Genomic DNA, 17,417 nt, shown 5'->3' with positions numbered 1-17,417 from the left:
CCCCGCGATGCCAATGCACCCCCGAGCTGTGCTTACGGCATCAAAACCTTGTCCACCACATGGATCACGCCATTGCTCTGCATCACGTCGGCGGTGGTGACGTGGGCGGTATTGCCTTTGCTGTCAGTGAGGGTGACCTTGCCGCCGCGGGTCTTTGCGACCAGCGTTTCGCCCTGCACGGTGGTCAGCTTGGCGCTGCCGCCGCCGGCCTTGATCTGCGCCAGCAGCGTCGTCGCATCGAGCTTGCCGGCGACCACGTGATAGGTCAGTACCTGGGTCAGCTTGTCCTTGTTTTCGGGCTTGAGCAGCGTGTCCACGGTGCCCGCCGGCAGTGCGGCGAAGGCGGCGTTGGTCGGTGCGAACACGGTGAACGGGCCTGCGCCCTTCAGCGTGTCCACCAGGCCGGCGGCCTTGACCGCGGCGACCAGGGTCGTGTGATCCTTGGAGTTGACCGCGTTGTCGATGATGTCCTTGGTCGCGTACATCGGGGCGCCGCCGACCATCGGATTCGGCTTGGCCTGGGTCATCGCCGCGTGGTCGTGCATCGCGGCCTGGCCGCTGCCGGCCATGGCGGGCAGCGAGACCAGGCCCGCGAGGGCCAGGGCCAGCAATTGGATCTTCATGGGTTTGCTCCTTTAGGGAATGCGCGGCCAGTCGACCGTGCACACGTTCTACGGCCGCAGCGCTGGCGCGGTTGCATCACGCCATCCAGATAATGATGAATGGGGGGCGGGCGGATATCGCACCCCGCGCCATACGCATTCCCGGCAAGCGCGCCTGCGCAGAGGCAGCGCAGACGCTGCAGCAGGCGGGACCGCGCGCGGCGATGGATCCGCGCGCCACACCGAAACGCGCGTGCTGCGTCGCTGGATGCTCGCGCAGCAGCGGCGCCTGCCAGCGCTGGCAGGCGCCGCATGGACACGCTGCCGCCGGCTCAGCGGCGCTGCAGCACGTAGCTGTTCTCGAAGCCATGCGCGCAGCCCAGCACCTGGAAGTCGTTGAAGTAGCCGGTGGCCCGGAGCAGGTCGACCGCGGGGCCGACTTCCGGCGAGTGCTGGTGGTCGCCGTAGTCGTCGAACACGACGAACCCGCCGCTCACCACGCTGGGCGCATACAGCAGGAAATCCAGCAGCACGTTGCGCCCGGTGTGGCCGCCGTCGATATGCAGCAATGCCACTTCGGGTTTCATGTTGTAGAAGTGCTGGGCGCAGAACTCCGAGTAGCCGCGGATGAACTGCGCATTGGGCAGCAGCCGCTGGCGGTAGTGGTTGAATTCCTCGAACTGGTTCGGCAAGGCGAACGGGTCCAGGCCGATCACCCGGCGCTGGCGATTGCTGACCTCGTTCATCAGCACCAGCGACTTGCCCTTCCACACCCCGATCTCCACCAGGTCGCCGGGAATGCCTTCGAGCAGCAGGCACAGATAGCCCAATAGCCGCACCTGATCGTGGAACGACAGTTCGCGCCGTGGCATCGCCTGTTCGGCGGGCAGGCTCGCCTGGGCCTGCTCGAAATGCTGGCCGATCAGGTTCCAGATCTGCCAGACGCTGTCGCCGACCGCCTGGTCGTCGATGAAGGTGTTGAGTTCTTGAATGGTCAGCATGGAGTCTCCGACGGCGATGCGGCGCGGGGTTCGGTGCGGGAATGGGGCGGAGCGATACTATCGCGTGCCGCGCTGCGGCCGGGTGGCGCAGGTCGCGCCGCGACCGCGGCACGGCGCCAGCGCGGGTGCGCGGACCGCGGCAGACGCGCCGCCGGCTAAATGCCGCGCGCCGCTGTCACTGGACATCGCGCCTGCGGTGCGCTTTGCTTGCCGCTTCCCCCATTCATGGTGCGGTGCCGTCGGCGCGGTGCTGCGGTCCGGACGAGCATGCATTCGATCGAAGTGGTGTTGGCGATGTTGCTGGCGGTGGTGGCCAGCGGTTATCTGGTGCGGGTGCTGCCGTTCTCGCTGCCGTTGCCCCTGGTGCAGATCGGCCTGGGCGCGGTCATCGCCGGGGTGTTCAAGAAGGGCTATACGCTGGAGCCGGAGCTGTTCTTCCTGCTGTTCCTGCCGCCGCTGCTGTTCCTGGACGGCTGGCGCATCCCCAAGCAGGGCCTGTTCCGCGACAAGGGCGCGATCCTGGAACTGGCGCTGGGCCTGGTGGTGTTCACCGTGGTCGGCGCCGGTTTCCTGATCCACTGGATGATTCCGGCGATGCCGCTGGCGGTGGCGTTCGCGCTGGCCGCGGTGGTGTCGCCGACCGATCCGGTCGCGGTGTCCTCGATCGCGGCGCGGGCGCCGATCCCGAAGCGGCTGATGCACATCCTGGAGGGCGAGTCGCTGCTCAACGATGCGTCGGGCCTGGTCTGCTTCCAGTTCGCGGTGGCCGCGGCGATGACCGGCGCGTTCTCGCTGGCCGACGCCTCGCTGACCTTCCTGTGGGTGGCGCTGGTCGGCGTCGCCGCCGGCGTCGGCGTGACCCTGGGCGCGAGCCTGGCGCAGCGCTGGATCTGGCGCCAGGTCGGCGAGGAGCCCGGCGCGGCGATCCTGGTCAACCTGCTGCTGCCGTTCGCCGCCTACCTGCTGGCCGAGGCGATCAACGCCTCCGGCATCCTCGCCGCGGTCGCCGCCGGCATCAGCATGAGCTACGTGGAGCTGAGCGGCCGCGCCCCGGGCAGCATGCGCGTGCAGCGCTCGGCGGTGTGGGACATGGTCCAGTTCACCCTCAACGGCATCATGTTCGTGCTGCTCGGCGAGCAGTTGCCGGGCATCGTGCAGGGCGCGGTGCACAACATCGACGAAGCCGGACACCTCAATCCGTGGTGGCTGCTGGGCTATGCGCTGGCGATCTATGTCGGCCTGCTGTTGCTGCGCTTCGTGTGGGTGTGGCTGTCGCTGCGCTGGAACCTGCTCAAGGCGCGGCGCCGCGGTGAGGCGCACCTCAGCCCGCCGTGGCGGATCGTGGTGGCGGCCTCGCTGGCCGGCGTGCGCGGCGCGATCACCCTGGCCGGCGTGCTGACCCTGCCGCTGCTGCTGCCCACCGGCGCCGCGTTCCCGGCGCGCGACCTGGTGATCTTCCTGGCCAGCGCGGTGATCGTGACCTCGCTGCTGGTCGCCAGCGTGGCGCTGCCGCGGCTGCTGCGCGGCCTGGAACTGCCGGAGGAACCCAGCGACCGCCTGGAGGAGGACCTGGCGCGGCGCGAATCCTCGCGCGCGGCGCTGGCGGCGGTGGAGAAGCTGCGCCAGCGGCTGGTGCACGACAGCGAACATGCCGACCTCTACAACGAGGCGGCGATCCGGGTCAGCGCCCTGTACCAGCGCCACCTCGACCATGGCGAGGCGATGGAGAGCGATCCGGAAGAGGCGCGGCGGCTGGACGATGTGTTGCGCCAGCTGCGCAACGCCGGCCTGCAGGCCGAACGCCAGGAACTGTTCAAGCTGACCCGCCAGCGCAGGATCTCCGACGAGATCGCGCGGCGGCTGATCCGGAATCTGGATTTGCTGGAGGCGCGGAGGAAGAGTTGAGGGGGGCGGGACCCGGGACCCGGGACTCGGGACTCGGAGGGTATGCGATGACTGATACGGCTCGGGCTGGCGGACGCTTTGCTTCCCATGCTCGCAACGATGCGGCTGCTAGGCTCTTCGAGTCCCGAGTCCCGAGTCCCGCAAAGGAATCCGCGTGCCCCCGATCATCTCCATCCAGCAACTCACCAAGACCTACAAAGGCGGCTTCCAGGCGCTGAAGGGCATCGACCTGGACATCCAGCGCGGCGAGATCTTCGCCCTGCTCGGTCCCAACGGCGCCGGCAAGACCACGCTGATCAGCGTGGTCTGCGGCCTGGTCAATCCCAGCAGCGGCCGGGTGCTGGCCGACGGCCACGACATCGTGCACGACTATCGCGCCGCGCGCGCCAAGATCGGGCTGGTGCCGCAGGAGCTGGCCACCGACGCGTTCGAGACGGTATGGGCGACGGTGCGCTTCAGCCGCGGCCTGTTCGGCAAGCCGAAGAATCCGGCCTACCTGGAGCAGGTGCTGCGCGAGTTGTCGCTGTGGGACAAGCGCGACAACAGGATCTCCACCCTGTCCGGCGGCATGAAGCGGCGCGTGCTGATCGCCAAGGCGCTGGCGCACGAGCCGAGCATCCTGTTCCTGGACGAGCCGACCGCCGGCGTGGACGTGGAGCTGCGCCACGACATGTGGCAGATGGTGCGGCGCCTGCGCGAGCAGGGCACCACCATCATCCTGACCACGCACTACATCGAGGAAGCCGAGGACATGGCCGACCGCGTCGGGGTGATCAACCGCGGCGAACTGGTGCTGGTGGAGGACAAGCGCACGCTGATGCGCAAGCTCGGCAAGAAGCAGCTGGTGCTGACCCTGCAGGCGCCGCTGCCGGCATTGCCCGCGGCGCTGGCCGCGCAACCGCTGGAACTGTCCGCCGACGGCGCCGTGCTCACCTATACCTACGACGTGCAGGCCGAGCAGACCGGCATCGGCCGCCTGCTGCGGCAACTGGAGGAACACGGCGTGGAGATCAAGGACCTGCATTCCAGCGAAAGCTCGCTGGAGGAGATCTTCGTCAACCTGGTGCGCCCGGCCGCCGCCGGCGCGGAGGCGCGCGCATGAACCTGCATGCGATCGCCGCGATCTACCGTTTCGAAATGGCGCGCACCTTCCGCACCCTGACCCAGTCGATCGCCTCGCCGGTGCTGTCGACCTCGCTGTACTTCGTGGTGTTCGGCGCGGCGATCGGTTCGCGCATGGGCGTCATCGACGGCGTCGACTACGGCGCCTACATCATTCCCGGGCTGGTGATGCTGTCGCTGCTCAACGAGAGCATCTCCAACGCCTCGTTCGGCATCTACATGCCGCGCTGGGCCGGCACCATCTACGAGGTGCTGTCGGCGCCGGTGGCGTGGTGGGAGGTGGTGATCGGCTACGTCGGCGCGGCGGCGAGCAAGTCGGTGCTGCTGGGCCTGCTGATCCTGCTCACCGCGCGCGCGTTCGGGCCCTACCAGATCGCGCATCCGCTATGGATGTTCGGCTTCCTGGTGCTGACCGCGGTGACCTTCAGCCTGTTCGGCTTCATCATCGGTCTGTGGGCCGACGGTTTCGAGAAGCTGCAGGTGATCCCGCTGATGGTGGTCACCCCGCTGACCTTCCTCGGCGGCTGCTTCTATTCGATCGGCATGCTGCCGCCGCTGTGGCAGCAGATCAGCAAGTTCAACCCGGTGCTGTACCTGGTCAGCGGTTTCCGCTGGGCGTTCTTCGGCAAGGCCGACGTACATATCGCGGTCAGCGCGAGCATGACCGGGGTGTTCCTGGCGGTGTGCCTGCTCGTGGTCTGGGCGATCTTCCGCAGCGGCTACCGGCTCAAGTCCTGAGCCGGCAGTCGCGCCCGCCGCGCGCGCCGGCTGCAGATCGCCGAGCGCGCCGGCCGTACGTGGCGCTCAGTCGGTTTTTTCCAGGAAGTACGCCTCGACCTTGCCGTTGATCTTCATCGTCATCGGATTGCCGCGGCGGTCGCGCGCCTTGCCGACCTGCACGCGGATCCAGCCTTCGCTGACCGAATATTCCTCCACGTTGTCGCGCTCCACGCCGTTGAAGCGGATGCCGACGCCGCGCGCCAGCGCCTGCGCATCGTGGAACGGGCTCTGCGGGCTGATCGCCAGGTGATCGGGAGGGGTATCGCGCATCGTCATGGGTTCGCTTGGCGGCGGGTGGCGCCGTCTTCCGGGGGCGAAGGATAAACGCCTGCGGCGTCGCTGCCGAGTTTCGCCGCGCTTCCGTCGCCGCGCCCGGCGCGTCACACTGCGCCTCCCGCACTGCCCGATCCGCCGCCATGCCCGACAACAGCGCCGACTACGAAGACCCCGACGACCTCAGCGGCGACGCGGACGACGACGATCCGGATACCCAGCAGGGGCTGATCTGGAACCTGCTGCTGCTGATCAATCCCGGCGACGACGAGACCGCGCTGCGCCAGTTCAACGCCTACCGCGAGGCCGCGGGCGAAGCGGAGAGCGACGGCGACGGCTGGCTGTGGACGCTGAAGGACGCCATCGACTGGACCTCCGGCTTCTACGTGGACGGCGGCGATACCGAAGCGCTGATCGGCGCGATCAACGAACTGGCCGCGCGCTGGAATTTGCGCCTCGACTGGGGCGGCGACGTCGACGACGAGGACTTCCTCGGCGCCCACGACACCGCCTCGCTGCTGGCGGTGGCCTACGACCGCCTGCGCGAGTACGGCTACAGCATCTGGTGCTGGGACACCGGCGGCGACGACCGCGCCGGCTGGATGGCGCTCAGCCGCGACGACGAGGACATGCAGCGGCTGGCGGCGATCCTGGGCATCGACCTGCGCCCGGGCAGCGATCCGTTCTAGGCGCGGCCCGCCAGGCGGCCGCAGGAGTGGCATCGCTGCCCCCTGCATGCCGCGGTGGCATCGCGAGTGCGCGAGCGGCCTGCCGCAAGCGCGGCGGAGCGGCGTCGGCCGCGACGAACGGAGCGGTACGCTTCCCGGCGCCGAAATGCGTCGGGACCCATGCGTCGGGACTGAAGTCCCTCCAACAGTGCACCCAGCCAACGTACCGCAAGTTCCCTGTGGAGCGGCTTCAGCCGCGACGAACGGCGTCGAGAAACCAGAACGGCTTCGGCGAAGTGTCGAGGCTGACGACGTCCCAGGCCACTCGCAAGCCGTGCCGCGGCGGCGCGCCTATGCCCGCTTGGCGACGCTCTCCGATCTGGTCAACCGGCCTCGCCGCGCGCCTGCGCGCGCGCCTGGCGGATCAGCGCCTTCATCAGTTCGCGATCGGTGTGCCGGGACACCGGCACCGCGCCCAGGCGGATCGCCTCGTCGCGCAAGGCGGCGGGCACGTCGTAGTGCGCGCCGCTGAGCTTGTTCTGGAAGGCGCGGCGGGGAATGCCCAGCCGCGCCGCCATCGCATGCAGTTCGTCCAGCGTATCGGCGAGCAGGTGTCCCCAGCGCTGGCCGCGCCAGGGATGCACCGCATCGTCGATGTAGACCGCCATCGTGACGATCAGGCTGGCTTGTGCTTGCCGTCGGCGTCGGCTTCGACGTCAGCCGCGTCAGCCGCAGGGGTTGCCGCGGTCGTGTCGCTCGCAGCCGTGTCCGCTTCGGCATCTGCCTCGTCGTCGGCATCGCCAGCGGCGGCATCGATCCCGTCGTCGCCCTCGCCCTCGGCGAACTCGGCCACCAATGCGTCCAGATACTCTGCCGCGGTCTTGCCCTCGTCGGCGGCAAGGTCGTCGATCATCTCCTGCAACTGGGTCGAGTAGTCCAGGGTGATGGTCTTGCCTTCCTGCTCCTGCACGTTGGCCAGGTGCTTGAGCATCGCCAGCATCGGCACCGGATTGTCGGCGTTGCCCATGGTCTGGCCGCCGATCGACAGCAGCCATTCGTAGCCCTGCAGGCCGATCGCGGCCAGCACGCGGCCGCTCTCGTCCTGCAGCACGGCGTGGTTGGCGATGGGCTGCTCGCGGCCCAGTCGGGCAAAGGCGCGCTTGGGTTGCTGCTTCTTGCGCTTGTCGCGCTTGGCTTTGGATTGCTTGGACACGTTCGTCTCGTTCGCGGATTGACGGCCATTGTAAGCGGGGCGGCCGGGCATGACCTTCGGCAGGCTTGACTACATTTGTAGGCATGACTAGTTTGACTACGGCTGTAGTTATCCAGCCCTGCCGCCGATGCCCGATGCCCGATGCGGGCGTAGCGGCTTGGCAGCCGCGGCGGCAGGTGCGCCTGGTGCGGCGGTCGGTAACGCGTGGTTCGCGTCGCCGCTCGGGCCGTTGGTCGCTACGGCGTAGGCCATCGCTTCGCCCATCCGCCATGCCCACAAGGAGATCCGCCATGCTGCACTCGAACATCCCACTCCGGCGCCGCGGCGCCGCATTGCTGGTCCTGGCCGGCGCCGCTGCCGGTGCGATCGCGTCCGTGCAGGCGAGCGTCCAGGATGCGGACATCGACATCGCCGCACCGGCGTCGCCCGCAGTGCCGCCCGTTGCGCCCGTGCCACCGGTGCCGCCCGCTCCCGTTGCCGGCACGCATCGGGTGACGAGCAGTACCAGCATCACCACCCTGTCCGACGATCGCCGCAATGCCTCGGTGCTGTTCGAACAGGGGAACACCAACATGTACGGCAGCAGCGAGGACCTGCGCGAGGCGCGGCGCGCGCGCCACGGCGAGGAGACGCTGTGGTGGATCCGCAAGGACGGCAAGCGCTACGTGGTGCGCGATACGGCCACCATCCAGCAACTGAAGGCCGCCTACGCGCCGGTCGAGGCGCTGGGGCGGCAACAGGGCGAACTCGGCGAGCGCCAGGGGCGGCTGGGCACGCGCCAGGGCGAGATCGGCCGGCAGCAGGGCGCCATCGCACAGGGCCAGGCAGGCCAGGCCATGGAGGACGCCAGGATCGCCAGCGAGCAGGCGCGGCTTGCCGCCAGCGGCGGCCCGGCCGTTGCCCGATCCGCGGCCCGCACCGATGCCGCGCATGCGGACTTCGCGCAGCAGATGGCCGCACTGGAAACGCGCCAATCGGCCTTGGCCACTGAGCAGGAGGGCTTGGCCAGGCAACAGGACGTGCTGGCACAGCGCCAGCAGGTCGCCAACGCGGCGCTGCAGCGCGACATCGAACGCATCGTCCGCCAGGCGATCGCGCAGGGCGTGGCGCAAACGCTGCCGCAGTGAGGAGCGCTGCGGCGCGGAAACGGAACGAATGCAACGGCGGGTGGCGCACCGGAGCGCTTTCCCGCAGCCCCGCTACGCAGGCGGCGGCGGGCGCGAACAGCCGCGACGAGCGAGGTCAGGAGCCATGGTGCTGGTCATCTGTCGGGGTTGAAACCGCTCCCGCAAGCGCACCAGCGCGTCGACCATGAGCCTCTTGCAAGAGGTGGCGCGACCTGGGGGCAGCACGACAGCGCTGGCCGCAGCCGGCGCCGCCGCCGCTCGGGTAAGGCCCGAGAGCAAAAAGCGTCAGCGCTGCGCCGGACTCTCGGCGGCGGCCGTTGCCGTTGCCGTTGCCGGCGACGGCGACGGCGACGGCGCGGCACTGCTGCGGGGCCTGTTGCCGGTGACGCTGTTGACCGCGCGGATCGCTTCGCGGGCGGCGTCGGCCGCGGCCTCCGGGGAGGTGGTGCGCGGCGCCGCGACGGTCACCGTCGCGGGCTTGGCGATGCTCGCCGCCGGGGCAGCGGCATTCGCTGCCGGAGTCGAGGTCGAAGTCCTAGCCGCAGCCGGCACCGGGGCTGGCACAGCGGCCACGGCCGCGCTCAGGTCCGGTACCTTGGTGTCGGCATCGTTCTGCCGCTGGCCCAGCGCCACGGCGTGATCGCTGCCGGCCAGCGCCGCATCCTCGGCGTCCTTGGTCATCACCACGATGCTGATGCGGCGGTTGATCGGGTTGTCCGGGTTCTGCTTGTCGAAAAGCACCGAGGAGGACAGGCCGACCACGCGCGAGACCTTGTCCTCGCTCATGCCGCCGGCGACCAGCTCGCGCCGCGCCGCATTGGCGCGGTCCGCGCTCAATTCCCAGTTGCTGTAGCCGTTCTTGCCGCTGTACTGGGTGACGTCGGTGTGGCCGGTGATGCTGATGTGGTTGGGCACTTCGTTGATGAAGCCGGACAGCTCGTGCAGGATGTCGCGGGTGTAGGGCTTGAGCACCGCGCTGCCGATGTCGAACATCGGCCGGTTCTCCTTGTCCACGATCTGGATGCGCAGGCCGTCCGGGGTCAGGTCCAGCAGCAACTGGTCCTTGAACGGTTCCAGCGCCTGGCTCTTGTCGATCGCTTCCTTCAGTTCCTGCATCAGGGTTTCCAGGCGCTGCTTTTCCTTTTCGCGCTGGGCCGCCTTGCTCTGCGCGTCGCCCTTGGGGCTCTTGCTGCCGAACGGATCCTTGTTGTCGCCGCGCTGCAGGTCCGCCGTGCCGCCGAGCTTGATCATCGAGGTGCTGGCGCCGCCGGGTCCGGCCATGCCCGGACTCGGCGCCGGGCTCTTGCCCTCCAGCGGGCTGGGATTGCGGAAGTATTCGGAGATCGCCATGCGCTGTTCCTTGGTGGTGGCCGCGACCAGCCACAACACCAGGAAGAACGCCATCATCGCGGTCACGAAGTCGGCGAACGCGACCTTCCAGGCGCCGCCATGGTGGCCGCCGGCCTGGATCTTCTTGACCCGGCGGATGACGACGGTAGCTTTGGCTTCGGGCATGGCGGCGCTGCTACTTGATCGTCTTCAGGTGCGTCTCGAAGTCCGAGAAGCTCGGCCGCACGTTGCTCGGCAGGGTCTTGCGCGCGAACTCCAGCGCGATCTTCGGGTTGTAGCCGCGCAGGCAGGCCAGCAGTGCGGTCTTCACCGACTCGAAGATGCGGCTGTCCTGTTCGGCGCGCGCTTCCATCGCCGCCGCCAGCGGGGCGACGAAACCGTAGGCCAGCAGGATGCCGAGGAAGGTGCCGACCAGCGCGGCGCCGACGTGGTGGCCGATCTCCTCGATCGGGCCGCCGATCGAGCCCATGGTGATGACGATGCCCAGCACCGCGGCGACGATGCCGAAGCCGGGCAGGCCGTCGGAGACCTTGCTCAGCGCATGCGCCGGCGCCATCGCCTCGTGGTGGTGCTTTTCCAGCTCCAGCTCCAGCAGCGGCTCCAGTTCGTGCGGCTCGATGTTGCTGCCGATCATCAGGCGCAGGCAGTCGGTGATGAAGTCGAGCAGGTGGTGGTCGGCCAGCACCTTCGGGTAGTTGCTGAAGATCGCGCTCTCGGCCGGCTTTTCCACGTGGTCTTCCAGGGCCATGAAGCCGTCGCGCCGCGCCTTGTTCAGCAGTTCGTAGACCAGGCTCAGGGTGGCCCGGTAGTCGTCGGACTTGTACTTCGGGCCCTTGAACACGCCGGCGATGTCGGCGAGGGTGGCCTTGACGATCTTGCCGGGGGTGCTGACCAGGAACGCACCCAGCGCCGCGCCGCCGATGATCAGCAATTCGTAGGGCTGCCAGAGCGCGCCGAGCTTGCCGTGCGAGAGCACGTAGCCGCCGATCACGCTGATGATGACGACAAGGAAGCCAACAATGATGAGCATGGCGGAAGCAGCCTGCGAGCCGGAACGGGGATATCTCCATTTCGGCCCAGCGGCGGCTTTCTGAAGGCGGCGGCGCGGCCGCGGCTGCGTGAAGACGCGTGTGAAGACGCCGCTTGCGCCTCTGCCGCGGCGACGTACGCCGGCGTGTGGGTGCGTGGTTTCAGCCGCTCACGCCGCTTCCCTGGCGCACGCATCTGCGCGTATCGGGGGGCAGGTGCGGCGGCATCGCGCGGATGTTCGCGGTGCAGGTTGCCCTGGGCAGCGGCGTGGCGCGCCGCTGTCGGCATCGGCCCGATGCCTGCGCAGCGACGGCCGAGCACCAGCGGCGCCGCACGGTCGCGCGCCGCATCGAATTCGGCCTGCACCGCGTCGCTGCCGCAGTGCCATCGCAGGCGCAGCGATCGGCCTGCAAGCGTGCGCCGGCGGCCGGGTGCGCCGCGGAAATGGCCGCCGCTGCGCAGGCGCGTCCGCATGCGGCCAGCGGCAAGATCAGCAGGAAACCAGGAGGGCACGCGCCGCAGGTCTGCTCCGTGCGATGCGGCGCCGGGGCGCTGCCGGTCAGGCCGGTTCGCTGTCGCCGCCGCCGCGCTGCAACGGGTTCGGCAGCGCCTGGCCCTGTTCGGTGAATTGCAGCGACACCGAGTTCAGGCAATGCCGCTCGCCGCTGGGCGGCGGGCCGTCCGGGAACACATGGCCGAGGTGGCTGTCGCAGCGCGCGCAGACGATCTCGGTGCGGATCATGCCGTGGCTGCTGTCGCGGATCTCGCGCACGTGGGCCGGGTGGTAGGGCGCGAAGAAGCTGGGCCAGCCGGTGCCCGAATCGAACTTGGCGCTGGAACGGAACAGCGGCAGTCCGCACAGCCGGCAGCTGTAGACGCCCTCCAGCTTGTTGTCCAGGAAGACGCCGCAGAACGGCGCCTCGGTGCCGTGCTGCAGCAACACCCGCCGCTCCTCGTCGTTGAGCCCGGCGATCAACCGCTCGCGTTCGGCGGAGGTGGGAGGCGTGAGGTCGAATCGGCTCATGGCGGGGCCCGTAGCGCGGAAGGATGCGCACAAGATGAGGGCGCCGCCGCGGCGATCAAGCCGCAGGCAGGCGGCATCGACGTGGCGCTCCGGTTGCGCTAGCGTCGGCGTTCCGATCACGGTGCTATGGAGCGGTTGTGCATCCTTCCCTCATTCGCATGGCCGCCATCGCGCTGCTGGCACCGGCGCTGGCGACGGCGCAGAGCCTGAATCCGGCCCCGTCGTCGGCGACCGCCACCCGCCAATCGACCACGCTGGAATCGGCGCCGGTGCCCAAGGCCGCGCCGGTGCGGTCCAGCCTGGACGATCGCCCGGCGTCCTCGCAGTCGCCCGCGCACAAGCCGGCCAAGGCCAGGCCGGCACCCGGCAACGGCGCCGCTGCCGCCGCCGACCGCCGCCCGGTCAAGCTGTACGACCGCGGCGGCCGCCTCATTCCCGGCGCGGTGCAGGTCGGCCCCAACCGCGTGCTGGACACGCGCAGCGGCCGCTACTACAGCACCGTGCCCAGCGGCGACGGCCAGCGCATCAACGAGTAGGCGCCGACCGGCGCTGTGCGTGGCCGCGGCGTGAAAGCGCGGCAACGGTCCGTGGTCGCGATCCTCACGAACCGCTTCCTAGACTGGCCCGACGCAGGCGCCCCCGGTGCCTGCGCCGTACCTTCGCTAGGAGAACCGATGAGCAAGCTTCCCGACAACACCCTGGTGGTCGTCGCCGATCGCGTCAGCGCACGCCTGTTCCGCACCACGCTGGCCGGCCAGACCTCGCTGCTGGAGCAGACCGAAGTGCTGACCCCCACGCCGATCGAAGGCGTCGAGGACGGCGACCGGCCGATGACCATGGACGAGGCCGGCTTCGTCCGCCAGCTGGCCGAGCGCCTGTACCAGAGCGCGCTGCGCAGCGACTTCGAGCACCTGGTGCTGGTCGCCGATCCGCAGACCCTGGGCCAGTTGCGGCCGCTGCTGCACAAGGAAGTCCAGAAGCGGGTGGTGTCGGAACTGGCCAAGAACCACGCGCACACGCCGCGCGACGAGCTGGAAAAGCTGCTGGCGTAAGCGTGTCCGTCGCGCAGGCCGCTGCGCATTGCGCCCACTCCGTCTCCCCTCGACAGGCTTGTCCTTCTCCCATCGGGAGAAGGTGCCCCGAAGGGGCGGATGAGGGGACGGGCGCAGCCTCGTGCATCCAAACTCCGCGAGACGCTTCGCGCCGCACCCTCACCCCAACCCCTCTCTCCCACGGGACTTGCTTCGGTCGCCGGCGGGAGAGGGGCTTGCGCTCAGTCGGCGATCGGCAGGCTCAGCGTCTCCTTCACCTCTTCCATCACGATGTAGCTCTTGGACTCGCGCACGTGCGGCAGGGTCAGCAGGGTGCTGCCGAGCAGCTTGCGGTACGAGGCCATCTCGCTGATCCGCGCCTTGAGCAGGTAGTCGAAGTCGCCGGAGACAAGGTGGCACTCCAGCACGTTGGGCAGCTTCAGTGCGGCGCGGCGGAATTCCTCGAAGATGTCGCCGGACTTGTAGGCCAGGCTGATCTCCACGAACACCAGCAGGCTGGCCTTGAGGAAGTGCGGGTCCAGCCGCGCGTAGTAGCCGGTGATGGCGCCGTCGCGTTCCAGCCGGCGTACCCGCTCGGTGCACGGCGTGGTCGACAGGCCGACCCGCTCGCCCAGTTCGGTGAAGGAGATGCGCCCTTCCTGCTGCAGAATGCGCAGGATCTTGCGGTCGATCTTGTCCAGTTCGCGGGCGCGTGCGGCCATGGCGCGGGTCTCGGTGGGCTGGGGCAGGAGATTGACCTGCACGGTGTGCGAAAATCAGGGCAAAATCCTGGGTTGTGCTTCATATACTGCGCCTAAACCCATCCGTGGCGCCATCCAGCCAGGGATTTGATCTGACAGAGGTAAGCGCATGCGGGTTCTGGTTCTGGGCAGCGGTGTGATCGGTACGGCCACGGCGTGGTATCTGGCACGCAGCGGCTGCGAGGTGACGGTGATCGACCGCCAGCCCGCGGCCGCGCTGGAGACCAGCTATGCCAACGCCGGCCAGGTGTCGCCCGGCTATGCCTCGCCCTGGGCCGCGCCCGGGGTGCCGCTGAAGGCGCTGAAATGGCTGTTCCAGCGCCACGCGCCGCTGGCCATCACCCCCACCGGCGACATCCGCCAGTACCTGTGGCTGGCGCAGATGCTGCGCAACTGCACCGCCGAGCGCTATGCGATCAACAAGGCGCGCATGGTGCGGCTGTCCGAATACAGCCGCGACTGCCTGGACCAGCTGCGCGCCGACACCGGCATCGAATACGAAGGGCGCCAACTCGGCACCACCCAGCTGTTCCGCACCCAGGCGCAACTGGACGGCGCGGCCAAGGACATCGAGGTGCTGCGCGAGTACGGCGTGCCCTACGAACTGCTCGACCGCGCCGGCATCGCCCGCATCGAGCCGGCGCTGGCCAGCGCCCCGGCCACCCTGGTCGGCGCGCTGCGCCTGCCCAACGACCAGACCGGCGATTGCCGCCTGTTCACCCAGCGCCTGGCCGCGCTGGCCGCCGCGGCCGGCGTGCAGTTCCGCTACGGCGAGACGATCGACGGCCTGCACGCCGACGGCGACCGCCTCGACGGGGTGCGCATCGGCGGCCGCCTGGAGCGCGCCGACCGCTACGTGGTCGCCCTGGGCAGTTATTCTCCGCAGCTGCTCGCGCCGCTGGGCATCCGCCTGCCGGTGTATCCGTTGAAGGGCTATTCGCTGACGTTGCCGATCCGCGACGCGGCGCTGGCCCCGATGTCCACGATCCTCGACGAAACCTACAAAGTGGCGATCACCCGCTTCGACCAGCGCATCCGCGTCGGCGGCATGGCCGAACTGGCCGGTTTCGACCTGTCGCTGCCGGCGCGGCGCCGCACCACCCTGGAAAACGTAGTGAACGACCTGTACCCGCGCGGCGGCGATCTGGCCCGCGCCGAATTCTGGACCGGGCTGCGTCCGGCCACCCCCGACGGCACCCCGGTGGTCGGCGCCACCGGCTACCGCAACCTGTTCCTCAACACCGGCCACGGCACCCTGGGCTGGACCATGGCCTGCGGCTCCGGTCGCTATCTGGCCGACCTGATCGCCCGGCGCCAGCCGCAGATCAGCGGCGAGGGCCTGGACATCTTCCGTTATTCGCGCCGCGCCCCGGCGCCCGTCGCAGAGGCAAGTTCGTGCGCCCAGCCCGTGCGTTGATCGATCTGCAGGCGCTGCGCCACAACTACCGCCTGGCCCGGCACCTGGGCGGCGGCAAGGCGCTGGCGGTGGTCAAGGCCGATGCCTACGGGCACGGCGCGGTGGCCTGCGCGCGCGCGCTGGAAGCGGAGGCCGACGGCTTCGCGGTGGCCTGCATCGAGGAGGCGCTGGAGCTGCGCCAGGCCGGCATCGCCGCGCCGATCCTGCTGCTGGAAGGCTTCTTCGATGCCGACGAACTGCCGCTGATCGCCGAGCACCGGCTGTGGTGCGCGGTGGCCTCGCCGTGGCAGGTGCAGGCGATCGCCGCCTATGCCGCGCCGCAGCCGCTGTGCCTGTGGCTGAAACTGGACAGCGGCATGCACCGGCTGGGCCTGGCGCCGGCCGAATTCCGCGCCGCGCACGCGCGGCTGAGCGCGTTGCCGCAGGTCGAGCGGCTGGTGCTGATGAGCCATTTCGCGCGCGCCGACGAACTGGACAGCGCGCGCACCCTGGAGCAGGCCGAGGTGTTCCGCCAGGCCACCGCCGGCCTGGCCGGGGAGACCAGCCTGTGCAATTCGCCGGGCCTGCTGGGCTGGCCGCAGCTGCACAGCGACTGGGGCCGTCCCGGGCTGATGCTGTACGGGGCCGACCCGTTCGCCGCCGGCGCCGAGCTGCCGGGCGAGCTGCGCCCGGTGATGACGCTGCAGTCCAAGGTGATCGCGGTACGCGAGCTGGCCGCCGGCGAGCCGGTCGGCTACGGCGCGCGTTTCGTCGCGCCGCGCCCGACCCGGGTCGGCGTGGTGGCGATCGGCTATGCCGACGGCTATCCGCAATTCGCGCCGAACGGTACCCCGGTGCTGATCGACGGCGCGCCCGGCGCGCTGATCGGGCGGGTGTCGATGGACATGCTGACCGTGGACCTCACCGAGCACCCGCAGGCCGGGCTCGGCAGCGAGGTGCAGCTGTGGGGCGCGCGGCCGCGCATCGACACCCTGGCGGCGCGCTGCGGCTCCAGCGCCTACCGCCTGCTGTGCGGACTCAAGCGCGCGCCGCGGCAGTACCTGGACGGCTGAGCGGCGGCTGGCCCGCGGCTGATCGTCGTCGCGTAGTGTTTTTGCAGGAACGGCTTCGGCCGCCACAAACGCAGCGATAGATCTCCGGCTGCGCATACCGTGGGGCTGAAGCCCGCCTGCAGTGCTCCGGCATGCCGGCCGCAAGCGACTGTGGGAGCGACTTCAGTCGCGACCAGCGGAGCGGGGGATGCGCCGCGACCGGACAGCGTCGGGACTGACGTCCCTCCCACAGGAACGCGCATCGCGGCATAGTGTGCTCATGCTCTTCGAGCAGGCTTCAGCCGCGACAAACAGTTGCCCGAAGGCGCGCCACCCGCTCAGCGCTCGGCCACCGCCGCCTTGTCGCGGAACTGGCGACGCAGCCAGTCGTCGAGCATCCGCTTCTCGTAGCGCAGCGGGTCGGTGTTCAGGCCGATCGAACTGTTCATCAGGTAGCTGCTGTCGAGCAGCTTGCGCTCGCCCTGCTCCAGCACCTGTCCGTCGGCAGCGTACAGGGTGAAGTTCAAGCTGATCCGCGGCGGGTAGATGTCGCGCATCACCCGCACGTCGTTCCATTGCGGGCCGTGCCAGGGCTCGTACTCGCCGGCGCGCTTGATGTCGGTCAGCTCGACCTGCAACCGCTGGCCGGGCGCCAGCTGCTTGCTGCCGCGCTGCTGCACGTAGTCGGCCAGGTCGCGCACCCAGTCGCCGCGCTGCGCCTCCCAACGGTTGCGGCTGTAGCGCAGTTCGCTGAAGGCGGCGGGGTCGGTCCAGCGGACCTGCACCGGGCTGTCGCCCTCGGTGCTGCGCGCGGCCTGCGGATCGGTGACGTTGCGGGTCGCGGCGGAGGCGCCGCCCGCCACCAGGCAGGCCAGGGCCAGCGCCGTCCAGGCATATCGGATCTTCATCGCGGATCTCCACGGAAACGGCGCCGCCAGTGTGTGCCTGCGCGGGCGCCGCCGCAATCGCGCCGCCGGCCGCCTGCGGCAAGCGTTCGCGACCGGTTCATGGGCCGCCATGTGACACGCGGTTCACGCCGCGTCGCCGCGTGCTTCACGCTGCCCGCGCGACCATGGCCACACT

19 protein-coding genes are annotated in these 17,417 nt (G+C 69.5%); 9 read left to right on the top strand and 10 right to left on the bottom strand.

The window, feature by feature from the left end:
* Nucleotides 1-32 precede the first annotated feature (32 nt).
* Together NRY95_19825 and NRY95_19820 are read right to left on the bottom strand one after the other, a co-directional pair.
* Entirely contained in the window at nucleotides 33-623 is a 591-nt protein-coding gene (locus NRY95_19825) for a fasciclin domain-containing protein (GenBank protein UYC15910.1), read from the bottom strand.
* Nucleotides 624-934: 311 nt separating this feature from the next.
* The gene (locus tag NRY95_19820; protein UYC15909.1) at nucleotides 935-1,603 is read right to left on the bottom strand and encodes a class I SAM-dependent methyltransferase; all 669 of its coding nucleotides are present in this window, start codon (nucleotides 1,601-1,603) and stop codon (nucleotides 935-937) included.
* Nucleotides 1,604-1,870: 267 nt separating this feature from the next.
* Between NRY95_19820 and NRY95_19815 the strand changes: the two genes are divergently transcribed.
* The 3 genes from NRY95_19815 (at nucleotide 1,871) to NRY95_19805 (ending at nucleotide 5,368) form a co-directional block, all read left to right on the top strand.
* Nucleotides 1,871-3,508, top strand: coding sequence for a Na+/H+ antiporter (locus NRY95_19815; GenBank protein ID UYC15908.1), 1,638 nt, complete (start codon nucleotides 1,871-1,873; stop codon nucleotides 3,506-3,508).
* A gap of 154 nt (nucleotides 3,509-3,662) precedes the next feature.
* On the top strand, nucleotides 3,663-4,610 hold the full coding sequence (locus tag NRY95_19810; protein UYC15907.1) for an ABC transporter ATP-binding protein: 948 nt from the start codon (nucleotides 3,663-3,665) through the stop codon (nucleotides 4,608-4,610).
* A complete protein-coding gene (locus NRY95_19805) occupies nucleotides 4,607-5,368 on the top strand; it encodes an ABC transporter permease (protein ID UYC15906.1) in 762 nt (253 codons plus the stop codon). Before NRY95_19810 ends, NRY95_19805 begins: the two co-directional genes overlap by 4 nt.
* Nucleotides 5,369-5,434: 66 nt before the next feature.
* On the opposite strand, the gene NRY95_19800 is transcribed toward NRY95_19805, so the two are convergent.
* Complete coding sequence (locus NRY95_19800; protein ID UYC15905.1) at nucleotides 5,435-5,680, bottom strand: DUF3297 family protein; 246 nt, start codon at nucleotides 5,678-5,680, stop codon at nucleotides 5,435-5,437.
* A 146-nt stretch (nucleotides 5,681-5,826) separates the two neighbouring features.
* Between NRY95_19800 and NRY95_19795 the strand changes: the two genes are divergently transcribed.
* Nucleotides 5,827-6,372: a hypothetical protein gene (locus NRY95_19795; protein UYC15904.1), complete on the top strand. Its 546-nt coding sequence runs from the start codon at nucleotides 5,827-5,829 to the stop codon at nucleotides 6,370-6,372.
* A 362-nt stretch (nucleotides 6,373-6,734) separates the two neighbouring features.
* Here the strand turns inward: NRY95_19795 and NRY95_19790 are convergent, their stop codons facing one another.
* Both NRY95_19790 and NRY95_19785 read right to left on the bottom strand, forming a co-directional pair.
* Entirely contained in the window at nucleotides 6,735-7,019 is a 285-nt protein-coding gene (locus NRY95_19790) for a DUF4031 domain-containing protein (protein ID UYC15903.1), read from the bottom strand.
* 8 nt (nucleotides 7,020-7,027) lie between these two features.
* Entirely contained in the window at nucleotides 7,028-7,564 is a 537-nt protein-coding gene (locus NRY95_19785; protein UYC18648.1) for a hypothetical protein, read from the bottom strand.
* Between the two features lie 290 nt (nucleotides 7,565-7,854).
* On the opposite strand from NRY95_19785, the gene NRY95_19780 reads away from it, so the two are divergent.
* Nucleotides 7,855-8,691, top strand: a complete 837-nt coding sequence (locus NRY95_19780) for a hypothetical protein (GenBank protein UYC15902.1) — start codon at nucleotides 7,855-7,857, stop codon at nucleotides 8,689-8,691.
* A 285-nt stretch (nucleotides 8,692-8,976) separates the two neighbouring features.
* Here NRY95_19780 and motB read toward each other — a convergent pair whose 3' ends face one another.
* The 3 genes from motB to msrB all read right to left on the bottom strand — a co-directional run bounded on the left by motB (nucleotide 8,977) and on the right by msrB (nucleotide 12,094).
* Nucleotides 8,977-10,206 (bottom strand): flagellar motor protein MotB, encoded by a 1,230-nt coding sequence (gene motB / locus NRY95_19775; protein ID UYC15901.1) that lies wholly within the window; start codon nucleotides 10,204-10,206, stop codon nucleotides 8,977-8,979.
* Nucleotides 10,207-10,216: 10 nt separating this feature from the next.
* Complete coding sequence (motA, locus tag NRY95_19770) at nucleotides 10,217-11,071, bottom strand: flagellar motor stator protein MotA (GenBank protein ID UYC15900.1); 855 nt, start codon at nucleotides 11,069-11,071, stop codon at nucleotides 10,217-10,219.
* Nucleotides 11,072-11,629: 558 nt separating this feature from the next.
* Nucleotides 11,630-12,094, bottom strand: coding sequence for a peptide-methionine (R)-S-oxide reductase MsrB (gene msrB / locus NRY95_19765; GenBank protein UYC15899.1), 465 nt, complete (start codon nucleotides 12,092-12,094; stop codon nucleotides 11,630-11,632).
* Between the two features lie 137 nt (nucleotides 12,095-12,231).
* On the opposite strand from msrB, the gene NRY95_19760 reads away from it, so the two are divergent.
* Together NRY95_19760 and NRY95_19755 are read left to right on the top strand one after the other, a co-directional pair.
* Entirely contained in the window at nucleotides 12,232-12,630 is a 399-nt protein-coding gene (locus NRY95_19760; protein UYC15898.1) for a hypothetical protein, read from the top strand.
* A 138-nt stretch (nucleotides 12,631-12,768) separates the two neighbouring features.
* Nucleotides 12,769-13,146: a host attachment family protein gene (locus NRY95_19755; protein UYC15897.1), complete on the top strand. Its 378-nt coding sequence runs from the start codon at nucleotides 12,769-12,771 to the stop codon at nucleotides 13,144-13,146.
* Nucleotides 13,147-13,367: 221 nt separating this feature from the next.
* Here NRY95_19755 and NRY95_19750 read toward each other — a convergent pair whose 3' ends face one another.
* The gene (locus tag NRY95_19750) at nucleotides 13,368-13,847 is read right to left on the bottom strand and encodes an Lrp/AsnC ligand binding domain-containing protein (GenBank protein UYC15896.1); all 480 of its coding nucleotides are present in this window, start codon (nucleotides 13,845-13,847) and stop codon (nucleotides 13,368-13,370) included.
* 148 nt (nucleotides 13,848-13,995) lie between these two features.
* Here NRY95_19750 and NRY95_19745 point away from each other — a divergent pair, with 148 nt between their 5' ends.
* Both NRY95_19745 and alr read left to right on the top strand, forming a co-directional pair.
* On the top strand, nucleotides 13,996-15,303 hold the full coding sequence (locus NRY95_19745; protein UYC15895.1) for a D-amino acid dehydrogenase: 1,308 nt from the start codon (nucleotides 13,996-13,998) through the stop codon (nucleotides 15,301-15,303).
* Complete coding sequence (alr, locus tag NRY95_19740; protein UYC15894.1) at nucleotides 15,282-16,355, top strand: alanine racemase; 1,074 nt, start codon at nucleotides 15,282-15,284, stop codon at nucleotides 16,353-16,355. The genes NRY95_19745 and alr overlap by 22 nt, the downstream gene beginning before the upstream one ends.
* Before the next feature lie 317 nt (nucleotides 16,356-16,672).
* Here the strand turns inward: alr and NRY95_19735 are convergent, their stop codons facing one another.
* Nucleotides 16,673-17,242, bottom strand: coding sequence for a DUF3016 domain-containing protein (locus NRY95_19735; GenBank protein UYC15893.1), 570 nt, complete (start codon nucleotides 17,240-17,242; stop codon nucleotides 16,673-16,675).
* Nucleotides 17,243-17,417: the final 175 nt, after the last annotated feature.

Source organism: Xanthomonas campestris pv. phormiicola, from assembly GCA_025666215.1.
Lineage (GTDB): Bacteria > Pseudomonadota > Gammaproteobacteria > Xanthomonadales > Xanthomonadaceae > Xanthomonas_A > Xanthomonas_A campestris_A.
This window is presented reverse-complemented; position numbering and strand designations above follow the sequence as displayed.

Excerpts from the sequence above, each read along its gene's own strand:
- NRY95_19820 (UYC15909.1), bottom strand. The coding sequence starts at position 1,603 with ATGCTGACCATTCAAGAACTCAACACCTTCATCGACGACCAGGCGGTC.
- NRY95_19800 (UYC15905.1), bottom strand. The coding sequence starts at position 5,680 with ATGCGCGATACCCCTCCCGATCACCTGGCGATCAGCCCGCAGAGCCCG.
- NRY95_19735 (UYC15893.1), bottom strand. The coding sequence starts at position 17,242 with ATGAAGATCCGATATGCCTGGACGGCGCTGGCCCTGGCCTGCCTGGTG.
- NRY95_19790 (UYC15903.1), bottom strand. The coding sequence starts at position 7,019 with ATGGCGGTCTACATCGACGATGCGGTGCATCCCTGGCGCGGCCAGCGC.
- NRY95_19825 (UYC15910.1), bottom strand. The coding sequence starts at position 623 with ATGAAGATCCAATTGCTGGCCCTGGCCCTCGCGGGCCTGGTCTCGCTG.
- NRY95_19755 (UYC15897.1), top strand. The coding sequence starts at position 12,769 with ATGAGCAAGCTTCCCGACAACACCCTGGTGGTCGTCGCCGATCGCGTC.
- NRY95_19750 (UYC15896.1), bottom strand. The coding sequence starts at position 13,847 with ATGGCCGCACGCGCCCGCGAACTGGACAAGATCGACCGCAAGATCCTG.
- NRY95_19795 (UYC15904.1), top strand. The coding sequence starts at position 5,827 with ATGCCCGACAACAGCGCCGACTACGAAGACCCCGACGACCTCAGCGGC.
- msrB (UYC15899.1), bottom strand. The coding sequence starts at position 12,094 with ATGAGCCGATTCGACCTCACGCCTCCCACCTCCGCCGAACGCGAGCGG.
- NRY95_19745 (UYC15895.1), top strand. The coding sequence starts at position 13,996 with ATGCGGGTTCTGGTTCTGGGCAGCGGTGTGATCGGTACGGCCACGGCG.
- motA (UYC15900.1), bottom strand. The coding sequence starts at position 11,071 with ATGCTCATCATTGTTGGCTTCCTTGTCGTCATCATCAGCGTGATCGGC.
- NRY95_19780 (UYC15902.1), top strand. The coding sequence starts at position 7,855 with ATGCTGCACTCGAACATCCCACTCCGGCGCCGCGGCGCCGCATTGCTG.
- NRY95_19805 (UYC15906.1), top strand. The coding sequence starts at position 4,607 with ATGAACCTGCATGCGATCGCCGCGATCTACCGTTTCGAAATGGCGCGC.
- NRY95_19815 (UYC15908.1), top strand. The coding sequence starts at position 1,871 with ATGCATTCGATCGAAGTGGTGTTGGCGATGTTGCTGGCGGTGGTGGCC.
- motB (UYC15901.1), bottom strand. The coding sequence starts at position 10,206 with ATGCCCGAAGCCAAAGCTACCGTCGTCATCCGCCGGGTCAAGAAGATC.